Below are 19,818 nucleotides of genomic sequence, written 5' to 3'. Positions count from 1 at the left end.
CACTCTATTATTTATAATACGGCTTTAAGACTTTTTTATTATTTGAATCTACATTTTAATCATATGCCTTAAATAATAGGTCAATATAGCCTGACAACTAAAATCTAAACAAGACAACAAAAATTATAAATTGTTGCCAAAAACAGAACATTAAAAGTGCCAAATTTACAATCTTAAATAAATGGAAAAGGTGAATGGAAATATATGATATTAAAATGAACTTTAGTTTGAAGAATATTCTATTTATAGAACAACAACACTGCAGGAATATCATATTTATGATAATTAGTTCAAATATCTATTAAGCTTATGTCTCTTCATGAAGACGGGAAAACAAAACCTTTATTTAAGATACGTTTAGGATAAAAACCGCTTCTATCATATTATACGTCGATAAAATGAGTAAAAGCGGCATGTAACATATTAACGATATGTTTTAAATTGTACATTTTCAAACCATTTATTTCTCTCTAATACAGTTAAAGGGGCAACACTTTCTATTACAGTACGGGTTAAATGAGGACAGATTTTTTCAATAAAATCATACATATATTTTTGTAAATAAATTTCTTTACTATAACAAATCCAAGCATCACATTCAGGAATCAACTCTTGTAATGAACGCACGACTATCGAATCATCAACTAAATTGGTTGAAACTGATGCCAGAATACCAATACCCACTCCCAGCTTGACGTATTCTTTGATAGTGCCGGCATCCATGGTAGTAATAATATAATTTGGCGTTAGGCCTTGCTGATTAAACGCCTCATCAATTGCTTCTCTGCCTGTAGATTTAGACTCATAACTAATTAACTTCTCATTAGCCAATTGCTCTAATGTTATTTTTTCTACTTTGGCTAAATAATGATCAGAAGGAACAATAAGGCTTAAAGACCATTTATATGCAGGTAATACAACAAATCCCGGTGAGTCGCTAATATCTTGTGCAACAATACAAAAATAATTACTTCCCTTGGGCAACGGGGTATTAGGCTCAACACCTATCATATTAAGAGAGACCTTAGGATACTTGTTAATAAAATATTGAATCGCTTCTGGTAATAAAAAATTAGCAATGGCATTCGTTGTATGAATGTTCATTGAACCTTGATCTGGTGAGGTTTCAGCATCGCACATATCTTTGATTCTATTTTTAATTTCGAGAAGCAAGTTTGCCTCTTGTATCACTTTAGCGCCAATCTCAGTTGCACCAAACAAATGCTTACCTTTCCTTTCAAAAATTTTAACGCCTAACTCATTCTCCAACAAACTAAGTTGTTTGCTTATACCAGGTTGAGATGTAAACAATTTATCTGAAGTTGCAGATATATTGTATCCACTGCGCTCAATTTCACAAATATATTCAAGTTGTTGCAATTTCATTTTTTTTCCTTAGTTTTACCAGTAATAAAAGAGATAAGTACTAGCATAGATGACCCGAGAAAGACATTTAATGTATTTATTAAATTAAATAATATAGTCAAAAACTGACGCGATTAGTACTTTATCTATCATACTTTTTAGATAACTTATTATATATTGAATTTCTAATTTCGATACTTTTTTAAAAACACTTAAATTTTCACATAATGAGATACGAAAAAGTCATTAGCACAGTCAAATATCAAAGATACAGAAGGATAAGGGAGGGTAATAAAGGCTTCTAAGTTTTCAGTACGTAGACAATAAATTATCAGTACTACCAGAGTAATTCAGTATTTTAAAAAGATAAAAGGCAAAAAGAAAAGTATGCTTAATATGGTATGGGTAAAAGGAGAATATAATTACTCTCCCTTTAATATTAGCTTTTAAAGAAAAGCTTCTGCAACTAACGCGGAACCAACATAGGTACCGGTAAAGACAAGAATTGAGATTAAAACAATCTTGAAACCTGATTTTTTAAAAAGTTTAATTTCTAAGTCTGCAACAGCCATAGCAGCATAAGCGAGTACAGGTGTTGTTAACGATAGAAAGTTGATGCTTTTTAGGTAACCTAACATGACATCAGAGTAAGGAACAAATGGAAGTGTTAACCCAACACTGACAAGTGATACCCATGCCACTGCCGGTAAAGGTCCCCCAATAAGAGCTTTAAGACCTAGACCAATAAGGATCATTGCAAAAATAATGACCATTCCAGGCAACGCAATAAGGAAATTATTACCCGTGCCAGCCCAGTTACTTATTAACGCAATACCACAAAAAAGAATAATTAAAATTATATTTTGTTTAAAGGATAATTTAGTTTCATCTTCTGCTGTTAAATTCATTTCATTAGTACTCATAAGTTATCCCTTTCTTAGTTTGTTTTAGAAGTGTTGTTAAAAGTGCCACGGATTTGATTTAGCTTTTTGTAATACCACTCAGCAAAAGGTAAAGCGATAAATATCGCAACATATAACCCCGTTGCATTGGTCAATAAATTACTTGCTCCTGCAAAAGCTAATATATCTTCCTTCATTGTGGGATGCACTTCAGCTAAGGTACCAGAACAAGCGGCAGTCATACTACCACTACCAACACCACACGCCATCGCTAAAGCTCGAATATCAATCCAGTCTGTCGATGCCAAAAACCCAGCCAGTAAAGAAAAGTAAAGAGTACCGAACATTGTCCCCATTACATAAACGCCCATAACACCGATACCTTCGCTACTTTTTAAACCATATTTATCAGAAATAACTGCGATATTAGGCTCTCGAGCAATAGAATACGTTGCACCAATGGCTTCTCGATTCATTTTTAAAAGTAAAACAGCAACAGGCATTGCAATTAACATCGTAGCTAAATTACCAAACTCTTGAAGTATCATTGCAGTACCAGAATCAAGGATATTTGGTATTGCAGGTCCAATAAGTGTTCCAAACTTAGCTATGAATGGCAGAATCCCAATAACAATAATATGAGATGCAACTTTAGCTTGTTTTTTAGAAATTAGTTTGTTGGATATTTTTGTAATATTGGGGTTAAAAAATAGACATAAAACAAAAACATAAAAGAGGGGAAGAAAAAGTACTTTTGCACTACCGATTGGGAGTGTTTGCACACCTATTAATTCAGCAATAATCGTCATGATGATGACAATACCGTGAAGTCTCCAGTTTAATAATTTTTTTAAAGAAGTATTTTCCATTACTGTTTCCTTGAGTTATTAGCATCCATTGCATACTTTGCAACATCTTTAAATGAATTTTAATTAAAGCACATCTAGTGTTCTCTTAATATCACTTTATCGTTACTTAAAAAGCAACGATGATTTTATTAGAAAAGTAAGTTAAAAAAATACAAATAAGATGCAAGATCTCAGGAAATAAGGGAGTTACATAAAGACAGTAGAATTAACAACATGCAATATTCAAAACTTTACTGCAAGCTTATAATTTTTTATTTATAGTAAAAAAGCATTATTAGAAATATGATAATAAAGGTGTATTTATAGCGAAAAGTATTGATAGAAAGGTACTCAAAAGACTTATTTATGATCAAGAGGCAACAATAAAAATATAACATAAAAGGGATTTTTATCCACTCACACTAAATTTATTTTTAGAGGAGGAACCACTAGATGTCATCGCTTTACCTTAACATGTGTTAACGGTGAAGCGATGAGTTACTAAGTTACTTTAAAAATAAACATCATTTAAAAATCACTTAAAATTAAAAGATAATAACTTATTTATAAAACAACAGTTACTTCAATAATTTTTCAACCAAACCACACCACATTTCAATCCCAACTTCGATAATATTATCATTGAAATCATAATAAGCATTATGCAGTGGTTTTGATGGGAACTCACTATCAGCGCCTAACCAAAAATATGCACCAGGGCATTTCTCTAACATGAAACAAAAGTCTTCCGAGGCCATTGATGATGGAAGATTCCAATGCACTCTACTTTCACCAAAACTATTTACAGCCACATCAAGAACGTGCTTTGCTTGCTCTTCATTATTTGTTGTTGCAATATAACCATCGAAGAACTCCATATTAAGCTCAACGCCATGCGTAGCACAAACACCACTGGAAATTTCGCCAATTAACATCTTAACTTTCTCTTGAACCTTTGTATCAAGACAACGATACGTACCTTCTAATACAACCGTTTCAGGCACGATATTAATTGCTTCACCTCCGTTAATTTGAGTTACGCTCACCACGGCTGAATCTAATGGAGATAGTCGTCTAGAAACAATCGATTGCAATGCAAGCACTAACTCTGAGCTACACACAATCGGATCGATTCCTCTTTCCGGCATAGCCGCGTGACAACTTTTGCCCGTTAAGGTTATTTTAAAAGTATCAAGTGATGCCATCATTGCACCATCGGAAACAGCGACATGCCCTTCAGGTAACCCCGGCCAATTATGAAGACCAAAAACACTAGACATTGGGTATTTCTCAAAAAGTCCTTCTTCTACCATCACTCTAGCCCCACCTAGATTCTCTTCAGCAGGCTGAAAGATAAAGTAGACAGTCCCTTTAAAATGTCTGTTTTCACTTAAGTATTTAGCCGTTGCGAGTAAAATGGCAGTATGACCATCATGTCCACAAGCATGCATTGCACCATGGTTACATGATTTATGACAAACATCACCTAGCTCATTCATTGGCAACGCATCCATGTCAGCTCGTAACCCTATCGAAGGCCCTTCTCCATTTTTTAACGTACCAATAACACCAGTACCTGCCATGCCAACATCAACACTTATACCAAAACTTTCAAGTAACTCTGCGACTCGACGAGAAGTTTTAACTTCTTGAAAACCTAATTCTGGATAGCGATGTAACTCTTTACGCCACTCGACTGCATTTTCTAATAATAATTTAGAAACCGACATACTTACCTCTCTACTGTTCCATAATTGAAATTAAAGCTAGGCGAATCTGATGTTTCAACCCAAACACTTTTAACTTCACTGTATTCTCTTAATGCATCTAGCCCTGATGAGCGACCATATCCACTTAACTTATAACCACCAAATGGTGAACTAACATGAATTGTTTTATAACTATTTATCCAAAATGTGCCTGCTTTTACCTGATCTGCAACACGATGAGCACGACCTACATTATTTGTCCAAACAGCACCAGCTAAACCAAAGCTACTTTCATTTGCAATACGGATAGCATCAGCCTCGTCTTTAAAAGGGATAGCAATAACCACTGGACCAAAAACTTCTTGTTGAGCAACTTGCATATCGTTATGCCCTTTTAAAACAGTAGGATTAATATAAAAACCTTGCTGCTCTGGGTTAGGTATTACATCACCAACAACGGATGCACCTTCTTTAATTGCAATATCTAACATATTAACAACGTGTTGGTATTGTTTAGCATTATTAATCGGTCCAATTTCATTCAATATATCTGTCGGATCGCCTACTGTTATTTTGTTAGCCGCTGTTGCAACAGTATTAACAAAATCATCAAAAATGCTTTCTTGCACTAAAAGACGAGAGCCAGAAACACAACTCTGCCCTGAACCTCCAAAAATAGCCGATAAAGCACCATTCACTGCGTTATTTAAATCCGCATCATCAAAAATAATATTGGCAGATTTTCCACCTAGTTCAAGCACACAAGGAATAATACGTTTCGCCGCAGCAACAGCAATATGAGATCCCGTCATTGGTGAACCGACAAAACAAATTTTATCTAATTCAGCTTGTTCAATAAACCTTTGCCCAATGGTATGCCCGTACCCAGAAATGATACTAACCAGCCCTTTAGGTAAACCCGCTCGTTCAATCAAAACACCGAGGATCAAAGAGCTAACAGGTGTTAACTCTGACGGTTTCAACACAACAGCATTACCTGCCGCAATCGCAGGTGCAATTTGCCAACCGGCAGTAAACAAAGGTGCATTCCAAGGCGTAATTTGTAACACAGTGCCTATCGCTTCATATTTTACATAGTTTAAGTGCGAACTCGGAACAGGAATGACCTCTCCATGTAATTTATCAGCCCAACCTGAATAATATTCAAACATTTCAGCAACCGCAATAATTTCACCTTTTGCATTACCTACAGGCTTATTCGCAGTAACACATTCAATCCATGCAAGCTCGTCGACTTCTTTACGTATTTCAGCTCCGATAGCATACATTAGTCTACCACGCTCTTTTGCGCTCAACTTCCACCAGTATTTTTGCGCAGACTTAGCTGCTTTATCGACTATATTAACAAGGTTACTACCGGCATCCTGATACGATAATAAAATCTTTTCATTATGGGCTTCAATGAGTTCAACTTGATCTCCTGTCCCGGGTACGATACTGCCATTTACCCAACTGCCCAGCTTTTCAGTGCCTAAATACTTAATGAGTGAGTTTTTTAATCTTTGATTAGTCATAATATCATTCCTTGATTAAAATAAAGTAGGGTCAGATGCCTTTACTATTGCATTAAAATCTTCTTGGTCAGTGATATCTTGGCTTTGTTGCCACATTTGAATAATTTGACGAGACAATGGAAGTGATAAATTTAGGTCATCTGCTAATTTTTTTGCCAACCCTACGTCTTTACGCATAAGACCCATACTAAATCCAGAATCGTAACCATTATTAAGGATCCATTTAGGAAAATTAACTTGGCTAACACCACTTCGGCCAGATCCTGCGTTAATGCCCTCTAATACTTTTTCAGGATCAACACCTGCTTTAACCGCTAAACTAACAACTTCAGCATTCGTAATAAGATGAGCAGCACAAAGTAAATTATTCGCAATCTTTGCAATATTACCAGCACCAACATCACCAATATGCACTTGAGTAACACTCATATCTTGTAATAAAGATAAAACAGACTCTACAACATCTTTTTCGCCACCGATGACCATACTCATAGTGCCAGAAGCAGCCCCTAAAGGACCACCAGATACAGGCGCATCAATGAATTTAATACCAGACGTTCGAAGACTACTAGCAACTTTACGACTAACATCTGCTTCAGAAGTTGTTGTATCAATAACAATCAAACCTGGCGAGGCTAATTTACCGATACCATTTTCACCAAGACACACAGCTTCTACATGCTCAGCTTTGGGAAGAGAGAGTACAATGATGTCACAAATGCTAGTGAGTTCTTTCAGAGTAGAAACAGGTTTCACTCCTTTATGTGATATTGCTTCTCGGGCAGATTTAGACGAGTCAAAGCCATAAACATCCCGCTTTTTCTTTGCTAATGTACTTGCCATACCAGCGCCCATATTACCTAAACCAACAATGCCTACTTTCATATTTCATCCTTAAATTATAGTTTATACAATAGTTATTGTGACTTTTTTATAGTATAAACAGAGCATGTGTTTCGAACAATGAAACGTTTTTTGTAATTTGTAACCTTTTAGGCAACACAGAGAGAAGTCAATAATATGAGCTTTTTACAAGAAAATAGACTCAAGTTTTTATATGAGGCTATCCAACATAGCAGTGTAAGAGCAGCTGCAGACTTTTTAAATATAGCCCCTTCAGCCGTCAGCAGACAGATCAGTCAATTAGAGCAAGAACTTGATACCGTACTTATTGAACGTCATCGAAGAGGGATCATTGCAACGGAAGCTGGTAATAAATTAATCATCTATTATAAACAATATTTGATTCAGCAAGAGATGGTATTAGATAGTCTGAAATCCTTACGTAAGCTCGAATCAGGTACCATTGAACTAGCCATTGGTGAGGGCTTTATTAATAAAGTGACAAAAGCGATGTGCTTATTTAATGAGGAATATCCTAAGATAAAAATTATTCTATCAACGAATAACAGTAACGATATTGTCAGAAAAGTGATTGATGATGACGTTCATATTGGAGTCATTTTCAACCCTCCACATCACCCTAAGATTCGAAGTCATTATGTTGCGCTCAGCCCAATGGTTGTCGCAGCGAATAAAAATCACCCTATCAATAATGAACCAGCGCCAATCAAAATGAGCACTCTTAGAAAGTATAATATTGCATTGCCTGAAATAGCACATGGTGTAAGACAACTAATAGAGAACGTTGAGAAAAACACTGGTATTACACTTACGCCTAATGTGATCAGTAATAGTCTTACGGCTTTATATTATTATGCTTCAAACGGAGGGGTAACAATGATTCCAGAGTTTATGCTGAAAAGCACTCCCAATTGGTCCGAGACCCTGAACAGTATTTTTTTAAGTAATAATAATTTAAATAGCATGGATACCGTTATATTTACTCGTTTAGGAAGACAATTAGCACCAGCACCGGCAGAATTTTTAAAATACTTAATATCTTCTTTTAAAAATGATATTGATTAAGAGAGGCATTTATAGAGGAAATCTGACTTTTAGCGTAAGAATCTTATAGGTATAATTTCAACGTATTATAAACAAAGGCACATTGATATATATATCGGGATAGAAATGCAAAAGTGCCTTATTTATAACAAGACGCTTATATTTCAATATTCAGCTATTTAAAAAATATTTTTACGTGTTTAAGTAATATGAGTTGAGCTTGAATAGAGATTTAAACACCGCATAAGACTATCTTTTACACGTACGTTAAAGCGGTTTTAGCTTACTTACGTTTATCAATGATCTGTTGAGTATGTTTATAGAGTTTTAAAAGTATTATATACTAAAAGTTAGCCTCTTCTACTCAAGTTAAATAGTTGTAATAAATGGATAGACTTCTCAATATTTTTATAATAAATAAATTATATTTAATGCCTGTATTGGAATGACTACAAAACAGTGACCAGATTTACTTGACCACTTGTATTTTAAATACGGAGCAAAATGCCAATAACCCATAATTAAGAATAATACCTAATATACATAAATACTTATGGTATAGATAACTTCGGTAGTTCTTAGCCTTTATCCTTCTCCTATTTTCTAAAAATATAAATATGAAAATTGACATGGCAATAAATGATATATAATTAAAATTTATATATCATTTATTGCCATACTCCTTATTCTTATCTTTTTTAATTTTAACTTATTAAGATAAAGATTTAGATCTTAGTTGAGGAGCTGGGCTTAATTTACTAATCACAAAGAAAAAAATCGAATTAATAATCAAACTAAAGAAACCTCCATTCCACCCCCAAGGGACACTTAAATCACTAAGCTGAAAAGCTAAAGTTAAAGCAGAACCTACAGCTAACCCAACAACAGCACCTTTAGTAGAAGCTTGATTCCACCAAAGAGCACCGATTAACATAGGCAAGAGTTGTACAATAACACCATAAGCACCCAATAATAGAGCAACTAAAGAATCAGGTTTAGATAAGGCTAATCCATACGCAGCTAATGAAACAATAACAACCCCAATCTTGGTCATTAGCAATAATTGTTTATCATTCATTTTTGAACCGACGGGTAAATGATAAAAAATATCACGAGTTAATATTGATGCACTAGAATGAGCTAAGTTCGCAGCTGTTGACATCGCAGCAGCTAATGCGCCAGATAAAACAACCCCGATCACCCAAGGAGAAAAGATATCTTGTTCCACTACAATTTTTAATAATACTTCATCTGCTTTTTCTAAAGGTTGGTCTTGAAATATTAATATTCCAGCAAAACCTATAAACAAAACAGGCACTAAAATATAGGCATATAATGGATAAAATACAAATACTCGCTTCAGCGTTTTAGAACTATCAGCACTATAGAACTTCATGAAAATATGAGGCCACATAACAATACCCAATGTACTAACCAAGATGGCCGTAGAAAAACTCCCCCATCCCATTCCTTGTGCGCCAGGCATAGTTAAATATTCAGGTGCATTGTCTTTAATCTGTAAAAACATTTCACCAACACCCCCGAAAAACTCATGAGTAATCGTTAAACCAAGGTACCATGCAATACAGATCATCATCAGCCCTTGCATTAAGTTAGTCCAACCAATACCACTCAAGCCACTAACATACACATAAATAGTAACAACTGCTGTTGCAGCTAGAGCTCCAAGCCAAAAAGGAACCTCACCACCTGTCGCACTATGAAAAAGAAGTCCAGCACCAGAAATCTGAATGGTAAGATATGGAACCATCGCCCCTAAGCTCACAATACCAATAATTATTGTTAAAACTTTGCTAGGGTAACGGTCATGGAGATATTCAGCTTGTGTTAAAAACCCTTTTCTACGTCCTGCATCTGCGATGCTAGGAGCCATTAACCACCAGACAACAACACCTAATGTTAAATAACTAAGTATGTATAGTGCAGGTACCCCTTTACTGTAAGACCAACCAGGTGCACCTAAAAAGGCAAAGGCTGAAAATATTTCGGCGCCAAAGATAAAAAACAACACTAAAAATCCCATATGACGTCCACCCGTCACATAATTTTCTAATGTAGATTTTTGACCTTTTTTAGCACAAATCCCAACAAATAAAACCAATAGCAAATAGCCCACAGTAATCGCTGTGATCAACATAGAGGATGAACTCATTACTTATCTCCTTCTTCAGTCTTATAACAAATAACGAGTCCAATGAAACAAACAAAGAACCACGCTAAATACCAAAAAATCATAAAGGGTAAACCTAAGATCATCGGTTCGATACGATTTGCAATAACAGCCCCTGGCCAAATTAAAGCTAAAGTGCAAACTACAAAATAAACCATCATTATTGGGTGCATCGGTATATTTTTTTTCATAATCTTCCCTAATTAAAATATGTATAAAATGGTTATTACTAATCTTGACTGAGTGACTTCAATCCGATAGATGCGAGCAGCTTGGCACCAATAGGAATAACATCATCATTAAAATCGAAATATGGACTATGCAAGGGTTCAGGGTTATCTCCTTTCCCACTACCAAGAAAAACATATGCACCAGGGCAAGCATTTAACATAAATGAGAAATCTTCACCTCCCATTGAAGGTTTAACTGTTTCATCGAGTGTGCCCTGAGGGAAAACGTCTTTGATCACATTTCGAACAAATACCGCTTTTTCTATGTTATTAACTGTCGCAGGAAAAATGCTTTGATAATCAACTATAATTTCAGTTCCAAAGCTATCTGCGACTCCAGCACAAATACGTTTGACAGCAAGTTGAATTTTATCGCGAACATCCTTAGAGAAAGTTCGAACAGTACCACTTAATTGAGCGGTATCAGGAATAACATTAAATGCCGATAACTGCCCTGCTTGAATGGAGCATAAACTCAAGACTGCGGGTTCTTGTGGATCGATTTCTCGACTAATAATCGAATGTAATGCAGGAATGAGAGTACCTGCAATACGTATCGGATCAGTAGTAAAATGAGGTGTAGCGCCACCGTGTCCGCCAACACCTTTAATTTCCAACCCAAGAATATCGACGGATGACATTGCAGGGCCATCTAATATAGCTATTTTTCCGGCATCAATATAAGGCCAATTATGCAAACCAAAAATGGCATCCATAGGAAACTGTTCAAAAAGCCCATTTTTAACCATTTCATTTCCGCCGCCACCACCTTCTTCAGCAGGCTGAAAAACTAAGTAGATAATGCCTGCGAAATCACGATGTGCAGCAAGATACTTCGCAACAGCAAGTAACATCGTAGTATGACCATCATGCCCACAAGCATGCATACACCCTTCAGTTTCTGAGCAATGATCATGACTTGATTTTTCATGCATTGGTAAAGCATCCATATCAGCCCTTAACCCAACTCGTCTGCCATTATCAGACAACCTACCTTCAACTGTAGCAACAATACCAGTGATGCCTAATCCAGTGACAAAAGGTAGATCTAACGAAGACAAAAATGCTTTAACTTTAGATGCTGTTCGATCTTCTTTAAACCCCAATTCGGGATTTTTATGAAAATCATGGCGTAATTTTTTAAACTCGTTTAAATGCTCAGAGAAAAACTCTTCCATAAAAACTCTCCTTGTATAATTTTTTAACCAAAAGACAAATAAAACAAATAAAACAAATATTACAATTTTAATTTAGCATTACTTAAGTTATGTTAGAAATATCAATTTGGAGTAGTATCCATACTTAAAAGGCATCGGAAAGTAGGAGGGTTAGATGGATTTAAAACAACTACGTTACTTTATTTCAGTCGTTAATGAGCAATCATTTTCGGAAGCAGCTCGACAGATTCATATAGCCCAACCAGCATTAACTCGTCAGGTGAAAGCGTTAGAGGAAGATTTAGGTGTAATATTATTAATAAGAAAATCAAGGGGGATTAAACTGACTGCTATTGGTCAAATATTTTATGAAGATGCATTACAAATATTAGAACAAGTTGCACGATCAAAACAAAAAATACATTTAATTAATGATGGCCATACAGGTGAATTAATTATAGGAATTACTGTAATGCATTTATGGATAGAGGAAATATCAAATTTTCTAACTATTTTTCGCCAAAAATTCCCAGAAGTGATGCTCAAAATAAATACAGTACTATCTGGCCCACAAGTTAATTCATTACAGCGCGGGCAACTAGACTTGGGTGTGATGTATTTTCCGCCATATGACTCTCGATTAAATTCTATCAAAGTCTATGATGATAAATTAGTATTAGTTACTAGAGTATGCTCAAAACTTGCTAAATTAAAGCCTAAAAAGTTATCAGATATTGGTAAAAGTCGGTTTGTTTGGTTTGATAGAAAAGATTCCGTTAGCTATCACGATAATTTGATTGACCATTTTTCTAAAAATAATTTTTTTCCTAATATTGTTGAACGCGGCAGTGATAATGGTGCAATGCTTTCTCTTGCGGCCTCTGGAGTTGGTTGCACCATTGTACCAAAAGCAATAACTCTAAATTTACCATCTAGCCTTATAGTCATTGAACTAGACGACCTAAACTTACCTCTGGAAATGAGATTAGTGTGGCGAAAAGATTTAACAAACCCTGCAGTTAAAAATTTTGTTAATGTCGCTATTAATTTTTTTAAAAAAAGGTAATTTATTGATACTTGCATTCAAATAATAAGTGAATAACTTGAATAGGTAGGAAAAATGATCAGCTGAATAGTTGCTAATCGCTTTTTCTCCGGCAAGAGATGCAACAATGAAAACATACAAACAACTAACCTACGGACAACGATGCAAGATTTCAGCCTTAAAGAAAATAGACATAAGTCAAAATAAAATTGCAGGACAATTAAATATTAGCCAGTCCACTGTTAGTAGGGAGTTTTCTCGTAACACAGGCAAAAAAGGTTATCGAATAAAACAAGCTCAATTGTTGGCAGATAATCGTCGCTCAGACTATCACAAAAATCTAAAAATGACCGAGAGTATGATTACACTCATCAAAACCAAACTCCAATTAAAATGGAGTCCTGAACAAATATCAGGATGGTTAAGAGAGGCGCATGGTTTACCAACCACGAAGTAAAGATAAACAAGTAGGTAGAGGCTTTATTAAAAACCGCGTCAGTATTGATGTTCGTTCATCAATTGTAGATGAAAAAAGTAGAGTTGGAGACTGGGAAATTGATTTAGTCATTGGTAAAGGCCATAGCGGCGCATTGTTCACGATTGTAGAGCGCAAGACGTGCTTTACGGTTTCTATGCGTGTTAATGATAAATCAGCTAGAGGCGTAACGGCTGCTACAATTGCTTTGTTAAAACCGTACAAAGAAGTTGTACATACGATCACAGCCGATAATGGTAAAGAATTTGCTTCTCATGGCGTGTTAACAGAGCACTTAAAGTGTGATGTTTATTTTGCAGATCCTTATTGTTCCTGGCAACGAGGTTTAAATGAAAATACGAATGGTTTATTACGCCAATACTGGCCGAAATCAACAGACTTCAAAAAGGTATCGCAATCATCAATTGAAAATGTGATAGTGAAATTAAATAACAGACCGAGAAAAAAGCTTAATTATAAAACGCCAGCCAAATTAATGGCTGAGTATATGGTAGCGTTAGCTGCTTAGCTGTTATGCACTTCAAGGTTGAAGGTGTCTTGTAAAGGCACCTCTAAATAATAACGAAACACAACAAACAAAAAAACCACTCTATTGAGTCAATGCCGTTCGGTTAAGAGATGTTAGGCTTATATCTTAACGGATACCTTGATGGTATATAAAACACTGAATGTGAAAACGTTCGGTGTTTTCTTTTTTTAGGCAAAATAAAATGCTTAACATCTTCTAGCATAAGTCGAAGTTTTTTGGGAATAGTGCCATCGCCTGATAAAGCGTAGCCACGGATTTGCATATCTATTATACAAATAGCTGAAGTAAAGCTAATACAAGTGGGTTCAACGTTTGCTTCTTGAGCTATATGTACCATCTCAAGCCTAATTAGATTATAACCAAGCACACTCCCCACAACTCTTGCTTTACCCCTTCTGGAAATCGACTTCGTAAGGTTATTTCGCCATTGAGTTGGTTATTTTTAAGTTCACCAAAGCTCTGCTCTATTTCCCAACGTTCCCAATAAACAGTTAACAATGCCTCCATGGTATAAAGCTCGGAATCAATGAGTGAAGTAATAAAACCTTTAATTTCCCCTTTGGGTTGCTTATAACAAATCATTCTAGCTTGCCAAGTTTCTGGTAATGTTGGATTTTTGGCACGTGCCTGGGGAGAAACAGGCATTTCAATCAATAAGTCATTATCTGCATATCGCTTAATAACTTCATACCTCATGCTCTTTTTTACGGGCGTTAACCAGTGAGCATTGATGCCAAATTGTTGCCAATTTAGCATTAAATCAGCTGAAAAATAACATCGGTCAAATAATGTTAAGGAGTCTTCGGGAATATCTGTAAGCAAGCGTTTTGCTAACGTTGTTTCTCCGATGTCACAACTATCAAAGGCAGCGCCAAGTAACATTCTTGTTTGTGTTGAATGTAAGGAAACCATACGTAATTGAGGGTATACAGGATGTTTTTTTGAAATAAAACCAAATTCAGCTCTATTTTCAGATGTGTCTTGAGCTCTAAATGTAGTGCCATCAACTGCGAGTAAATTTAGCCCTAATGAATGTGGCTTTGAAATAATGGCCTCATGCCATGCAGCGCACGTCGTACTAAAAAGATAACTCATTGGTGACTCACCTAAGCGTTTGCGACAGTCTGTTAATACACTAGGAGCAACATGGGAGTATGTTTCATCTGGGTTTATTTGCAGGGCAATATCTAAGGAGCCACAAACTTCTTTAATAGAATGGTTGCGCATCAAGCCCATCATAATGATGAGCCAGACAGCTTGCTCTGCTGGTAAACGACGACGTCGAATACTTGCTTTTTGTGTTTTAAATAATGCCTCTTCGATCCATTTTGTATCGATAGCAGTTAAAACATTATTGTATGAGTCTTGATTTTCAAATGACTCATAAACTAATTCCATTTCTTGATTATACCATTTCCGATAAATATGTGATCTAATTAAGCTTCTTACAAAGGAGTTAATATGAGTCAAAATTTTTCTGAATTAATTAATGCGCAACCAATGCGAGACAACGATTAAAATTACTCGCTGTCTCGCATTTCTTAGAAGGGAAAAGTAGAACTGATATTGCGACTTTTTTAAAGGTAAGCCGTAGAAGTGTCAACATTTGGATTAAAGCATACCTTCATTCTGGGTTAACAGGTCTGGAAGTAAAGCCCCGTAGCGGGAGGCCTCATCGACTCACGCCAGAGCAACTTGCTAACATAAAACAATATGTCATTGATAATGCGATAAAATCAGAAGGAGGCCGTCTGCAGGGGAAGGATATAAAAGAATATATTGAAACAACATTCGGGGTCACTTATCAAAAAACTAATATTTATCATTTACTCAACAAATTAAATCTAAGCTGGATAGCAACTCGCTCTAAGCACCCCAAACAATCAGAAGAAATCCAAGCATCTTTTAAAAAAATTCCAAATAAATACGATCCTTAAGATCCCTGGGCATGTTCATTTAAAAGATGTACATATTTGGTTTCAGGATGAGGCTAGGTTTGGTCAACGTAATACAACAACTAGGATATGGGCAAAAAAAGGAACCAGGCCAAGGGCCATTCAGCAGCAACAATTTGAGTATGCTTATTTATTTGGCGCGGTCTGTATCAATACAGGTCAAACCGAGGCATTAGTAATGCCTTACAGTAATAGTGAAGTGATGAAGGTTCATTTACGCTTAATTTCTGATGCAACCCCAAAGGGAAAATATGCCGTTGTAATAATGGATCGAGCCAGTTGGCACCAGTCGTATTTAGCTGAAGAGTTTACTAATTTAACGATCATTCACCTCCCTCCGTATTCTCCTGAATTGAATCCAATCGAACAAGTTTGGCATTGGATGCGGGATAATGGAATCGCGAATAGATGCTTTGACGGTTATAACGATATTGTCAATAAATGTTGTGATGCTTGGAATCGCTTCAGTGAAGATAAAAATAGAGTCATCTCACAATGTTATAGGGACTGGGTTAATCTGGAAACTTAATTATCGGAATTGGTATTAAACAAAAAAAATCCCCAACCTTTAATAAGATTGAGGATTATGATCTATCTGTAAGATCGTTCAAGTTTTCTTAACAGATCCTTAAACGATCGGCATTACTCTATTGAGTGGCTTTCTATTCGTTACATAAACTAGCTAATTGCTTATCAACTTAAAGATTAACCATTAATACGTTTATGTAACTCTTGTACTGAGTTAACTGTCGCTTCTGGTGCTGTTGGGTCAGCGGTATGAGCCTGACACGTTGCAAATGCACCGTTTAGTGTTGTTGTGTAGTCTACTTTGTAACGTAACGCAGCACGACGTAATTGACGAGAATCTTCAATCGCTACGCGCCCTTCTGTTGTGTTTACAATGTAGTTGTACTCACTGTTCTTAATACGGTCAAGAATATGCGGACGACCTTCTTGTACTTTATTAACCAGACGAGCATTGATGCCTGACTCTTGTAGTACGATCATAGTGCCGTGTGTCGCATCCAATTCGAAACCTAAATCAAGTAGTTTCTGTGCTAGTTTAGCAACACGCTTTTTATCACTGTTACGGACAGAGATTAATGCGCGGCCAACCGTTGCGACTTCTTTAGTCGAACCTAATTCAGCTTTAGCATAAGCTTCAGCAAAAGTAGCACCGGCACCCATTACTTCACCCGTTGAACGCATTTCAGGGCCTAAGATTGGATCTGAGCCTGGGAATTTGTTGAACGGTAATACCACTTCTTTAACAGAGTAGTATGGTGGAATAACTTCTTCAGTAATGCCTAGTTCTTTCAGCGTTTTGCCTGCCATGACACTTGCACCAATTTTAGCAATTGGCACACTTGTCGCTTTAGAAACGAACGGTACGGTACGTGCTGCACGCGGGTTTACTTCAATCATGTAAACTTCGTTATCTTTAACAGCAAGCTGTGTATTCATTAAACCAACAACACCTAGTTCTAACGCTAATGCTTTGATGTAGCCACGCATTTCGTCTTGAATTTCAGCACTTAGTGTATAAGCAGGTAATGAACATGCAGAGTCACCAGAGTGAACGCCAGCTTGCTCAATGTGCTCCATGATGCCACCGATAACCACATCAGTACCGTCACAGATGGCATCGATATCAACTTCGATTGCATCATCTAGGAAACGGTCAAGAAGTACTGGTGATTCATTTGAAACACTCACTGCTTCTTTAAAGTAACGACGTAAATCAATTTCGTCATATACAATTTCCATCGCACGACCACCTAGTACATACGAAGGACGTACGACTAATGGGTAACCAATACGTGTTGCTGACGTAACCGCTTGCTCAAGTGTGGTTACAGTATCGTTTTCAGGTTGTTTAAGGCCTAGACGCTCAACCACTTGTTGGAAACGTTCACGGTCTTCTGCGCGGTCAATGGCTTCTGGTGAAGTACCGATGATGGGTACGCCAGCAGCTTCAAGTGCACGTGCTAATTTAAGTGGTGTTTGACCACCGTATTGCACGATAACGCCTTTAGGCTTTTCAACACGTACGATTTCAAGTACGTCTTCAAGTGTAATTGATTCGAAGTATAAACGGTCAGAGGTATCGTAGTCCGTTGAAACGGTTTCAGGGTTACAGTTCACCATGATCGTTTCGTAACCGTCTGCACGCATTGCTTGCGCCGCGTGTACACAACAGTAATCGAATTCAATACCTTGACCGATACGGTTAGGGCCACCACCGATGATCATGATTTTTTCGTTATCTGTTGGGTTTGCTTCACACTCTTCGTCGTAGGTTGAGTACATGTAAGCAGTATCAGATGAGAACTCAGCAGCACAGGTATCTACACGCTTGTAAACTGGGTGTAATACAAATTTTTCACGTAGTTTGCGTACTTCAGTTTCTGAAATACCGACTACCGTTGCGATACGGCTATCGGCAAAACCTTTACGTTTAAGTCCACGTAAACGCGCTTCATCTAGAGAACGTAAACCGCCTTCTGCTAGTTTCTTCTCTTCTAAGATTAGATCTTCGATTTGAACGAGGAACCAGTTGTCGATCATGGTGATGTTATGAATTTCTTCCATCGTCATACCTAGACGGAATGCATCGCCGATGTACCAAATACGTTCAGCACCCGCTTCACGTAGTTCGTATAATACTTTGTCTTTTGCGCCAGCATCGTTTAAGTCAACCATTGGGCTGAAACCGTCAGCGCCCACTTCTAGACCACGAAGTGCTTTTTGTAATGATTCTTGTTGGTTACGGCCAATCGCCATGACTTCACCAACTGATTTCATTTGCGTTGTTAAACGAGAATTAGAGTTAGCGAATTTTTCAAAGTTAAAACGCGGGATCTTAGTGACAACGTAATCGATTGTTGGTTCGAACGATGCTGGTGTTTTACCGCCAGTGATATCGTTTTGTAATTCATCAAGCGTGTAACCGATGGCTAATTTTGCTGCGATTTTAGCAATTGGGAAACCCGTTGCTTTTGACGCGAGCGCAGATGAGCGAGATACACGTGGGTTCATCTCAATCAATACCATACGGCCGTCTGCAGGGTTGATACCAAACTGTACGTTTGAACCGCCTGTTTCAACACCAATTTCACGTAGTACTGCTAAAGAAGCATTACGCATTAGTTGGTATTCTTTGTCTGTTAGTGTTTGAGCTGGTGCAACGGTAATTGAGTCACCCGTATGAATACCCATTGGGTCAAAGTTTTCAATCGCACACACAATGATACAGTTATCATTTTTGTCGCGAACTACTTCCATTTCATACTCTTTCCAACCAATTAATGATTCATCAATCAATAATTCGCTTGTTGGAGAAAGGTCTAAACCGTTTGAACAAATATCGTCAAACTCTTCTTTGTTATACGCGATACCACCGCCTGTTCCACCCATCGTAAATGATGGACGGATAATACAAGGGAAGCCAACCATGTCTAATACACCGTAAGCTTCTTCCATTGTATGTGCGATACCTGCACGTGGACATTCAAGTCCAATTTTCTTCATTGCTGTATCAAAACGACTACGGTCTTCAGCTTTATCAATTGCATCCGCTGTTGCACCAATCATTTCAACGTTGTATTTCGCTAAAATACCTTTTTCTTCAAGCTCTAGTGCACAGTTAAGTGCCGTTTGGCCACCCATTGTTGGTAATACTGCACATGGGCGCTCTTTAGCGATAATTTTTTCTACTACTTGCCAGTGAATTGGTTCGATGTAAGTGGCATCGGCCATTTCTGGGTCAGTCATTATTGTTGCTGGATTAGAATTAACAAGTACAACACGGTACCCTTCTTCTCTTAACGCTTTACAAGCTTGTGCGCCTGAGTAATCGAATTCACAAGCTTGACCGATAACAATCGGACCTGCACCAATGATTAGGATAGTTTTTAAGTCATTACGTTTTGGCATCTGAAATTACCT

Annotated in this window: 12 protein-coding genes and 3 pseudogenes; 4 read left to right on the top strand and 11 right to left on the bottom strand. The window is 36.9% G+C overall.

The genetic code is table 11. The annotated features are described in order from the left end of the window. Positions 1–423 precede the first annotated feature (423 nt). The 6 genes from GQR59_RS06550 to GQR59_RS06525 all read right to left on the bottom strand — a co-directional run bounded on the left by GQR59_RS06550 (position 424) and on the right by GQR59_RS06525 (position 7,244). The gene (locus GQR59_RS06550; RefSeq protein ID WP_025563432.1) at positions 424–1,386 is read right to left on the bottom strand and encodes a LysR substrate-binding domain-containing protein; all 963 of its coding nucleotides are present in this window, start codon (positions 1,384–1,386) and stop codon (positions 424–426) included. A gap of 425 nt (positions 1,387–1,811) precedes the next feature. After that, positions 1,812–2,288: a hypothetical protein gene (locus tag GQR59_RS06545; RefSeq protein ID WP_025563433.1), complete on the bottom strand. Its 477-nt coding sequence runs from the start codon at positions 2,286–2,288 to the stop codon at positions 1,812–1,814. 14 nt (positions 2,289–2,302) lie between these two features. Then, positions 2,303–3,136, bottom strand: coding sequence for a DUF3100 domain-containing protein (locus tag GQR59_RS06540; protein WP_025563434.1), 834 nt, complete (start codon positions 3,134–3,136; stop codon positions 2,303–2,305). Positions 3,137–3,693: 557 nt separating this feature from the next. Continuing rightward, the gene (locus GQR59_RS06535; RefSeq protein WP_025563435.1) at positions 3,694–4,845 is read right to left on the bottom strand and encodes a M20 aminoacylase family protein; all 1,152 of its coding nucleotides are present in this window, start codon (positions 4,843–4,845) and stop codon (positions 3,694–3,696) included. 2 nt (positions 4,846–4,847) lie between these two features. Next, complete coding sequence (locus GQR59_RS06530) at positions 4,848–6,359, bottom strand: aldehyde dehydrogenase family protein (protein ID WP_025563436.1); 1,512 nt, start codon at positions 6,357–6,359, stop codon at positions 4,848–4,850. A 15-nt stretch (positions 6,360–6,374) separates the two neighbouring features. Then, the gene (locus GQR59_RS06525; RefSeq protein ID WP_025563437.1) at positions 6,375–7,244 is read right to left on the bottom strand and encodes an NAD(P)-dependent oxidoreductase; all 870 of its coding nucleotides are present in this window, start codon (positions 7,242–7,244) and stop codon (positions 6,375–6,377) included. A gap of 135 nt (positions 7,245–7,379) precedes the next feature. Here GQR59_RS06525 and GQR59_RS06520 point away from each other — a divergent pair, with 135 nt between their 5' ends. Continuing rightward, a complete protein-coding gene (locus GQR59_RS06520) occupies positions 7,380–8,288 on the top strand; it encodes a LysR family transcriptional regulator (protein ID WP_025563438.1) in 909 nt (302 codons plus the stop codon). Between the two features lie 691 nt (positions 8,289–8,979). Here the strand turns inward: GQR59_RS06520 and GQR59_RS06515 are convergent. The 3 genes from GQR59_RS06515 to GQR59_RS06505 are packed head-to-tail and all read right to left on the bottom strand — an operon-like array spanning position 8,980 to position 11,866. Beyond that, positions 8,980–10,440, bottom strand: a complete 1,461-nt coding sequence (locus GQR59_RS06515) for a sodium:solute symporter family protein (RefSeq protein ID WP_160061202.1) — start codon at positions 10,438–10,440, stop codon at positions 8,980–8,982. Then, complete coding sequence (locus GQR59_RS06510; protein ID WP_201288027.1) at positions 10,440–10,649, bottom strand: hypothetical protein; 210 nt, start codon at positions 10,647–10,649, stop codon at positions 10,440–10,442. Before GQR59_RS06510 ends, GQR59_RS06515 begins: the two co-directional genes overlap by 1 nt. A 38-nt stretch (positions 10,650–10,687) precedes the next feature. Continuing rightward, positions 10,688–11,866: an amidohydrolase gene (locus tag GQR59_RS06505; protein ID WP_160061201.1), complete on the bottom strand. Its 1,179-nt coding sequence runs from the start codon at positions 11,864–11,866 to the stop codon at positions 10,688–10,690. Between the two features lie 154 nt (positions 11,867–12,020). Between GQR59_RS06505 and GQR59_RS06500 the strand changes: the two genes are divergently transcribed. Beyond that, complete coding sequence (locus GQR59_RS06500) at positions 12,021–12,911, top strand: LysR family transcriptional regulator (protein ID WP_160061200.1); 891 nt, start codon at positions 12,021–12,023, stop codon at positions 12,909–12,911. Positions 12,912–13,017: 106 nt separating this feature from the next. Beyond that, positions 13,018–13,894, top strand: a pseudogene (locus tag GQR59_RS18995) (IS30 family transposase). Between the two features lie 103 nt (positions 13,895–13,997). Here GQR59_RS18995 and GQR59_RS06490 read toward each other — a convergent pair. Beyond that, positions 13,998–15,313, bottom strand: a pseudogene (locus tag GQR59_RS06490) (IS4 family transposase). A gap of 101 nt (positions 15,314–15,414) precedes the next feature. Between GQR59_RS06490 and GQR59_RS06485 the strand changes: the two are divergent. Beyond that, a pseudogene (locus tag GQR59_RS06485) lies at positions 15,415–16,399 on the top strand (IS630 family transposase); the annotation flags it as partial. Positions 16,400–16,575: 176 nt separating this feature from the next. Here GQR59_RS06485 and carB read toward each other — a convergent pair. Continuing rightward, positions 16,576–19,806, bottom strand: coding sequence for a carbamoyl-phosphate synthase large subunit (gene carB, locus GQR59_RS06480; protein ID WP_160061199.1), 3,231 nt, complete (start codon positions 19,804–19,806; stop codon positions 16,576–16,578). Positions 19,807–19,818 lie beyond the last annotated feature (12 nt).

It is taken from the genome of Psychromonas sp. L1A2 (genome assembly GCF_009828855.1).
Lineage (GTDB): Bacteria > Pseudomonadota > Gammaproteobacteria > Enterobacterales > Psychromonadaceae > Psychromonas.
The sequence above is the reverse complement of the archived record's forward strand: the minus strand, read 5'-3'. Positions and strand labels throughout refer to the sequence as shown.

What these genes read in the sequence shown, in the direction of transcription:
- GQR59_RS06550 (WP_025563432.1), bottom strand. Translation starts at nt 1,386, where the DNA reads ATGAAATTGCAACAACTTGAATATATTTGTGAAATTGAGCGCAGTGGA.
- GQR59_RS06545 (WP_025563433.1), bottom strand. Translation starts at nt 2,288, where the DNA reads ATGAGTACTAATGAAATGAATTTAACAGCAGAAGATGAAACTAAATTA.
- GQR59_RS06540 (WP_025563434.1), bottom strand. Translation starts at nt 3,136, where the DNA reads ATGGAAAATACTTCTTTAAAAAAATTATTAAACTGGAGACTTCACGGT.
- GQR59_RS06535 (WP_025563435.1), bottom strand. Translation starts at nt 4,845, where the DNA reads ATGTCGGTTTCTAAATTATTATTAGAAAATGCAGTCGAGTGGCGTAAA.
- GQR59_RS06530 (WP_025563436.1), bottom strand. Translation starts at nt 6,359, where the DNA reads ATGACTAATCAAAGATTAAAAAACTCACTCATTAAGTATTTAGGCACT.
- GQR59_RS06525 (WP_025563437.1), bottom strand. Translation starts at nt 7,244, where the DNA reads ATGAAAGTAGGCATTGTTGGTTTAGGTAATATGGGCGCTGGTATGGCA.
- GQR59_RS06520 (WP_025563438.1), top strand. Translation starts at nt 7,380, where the DNA reads ATGAGCTTTTTACAAGAAAATAGACTCAAGTTTTTATATGAGGCTATC.
- GQR59_RS06515 (WP_160061202.1), bottom strand. Translation starts at nt 10,440, where the DNA reads ATGAGTTCATCCTCTATGTTGATCACAGCGATTACTGTGGGCTATTTG.
- GQR59_RS06510 (WP_201288027.1), bottom strand. Translation starts at nt 10,649, where the DNA reads ATGAAAAAAAATATACCGATGCACCCAATAATGATGGTTTATTTTGTA.
- GQR59_RS06505 (WP_160061201.1), bottom strand. Translation starts at nt 11,866, where the DNA reads ATGGAAGAGTTTTTCTCTGAGCATTTAAACGAGTTTAAAAAATTACGC.
- GQR59_RS06500 (WP_160061200.1), top strand. Translation starts at nt 12,021, where the DNA reads ATGGATTTAAAACAACTACGTTACTTTATTTCAGTCGTTAATGAGCAA.
- carB (WP_160061199.1), bottom strand. Translation starts at nt 19,806, where the DNA reads ATGCCAAAACGTAATGACTTAAAAACTATCCTAATCATTGGTGCAGGT.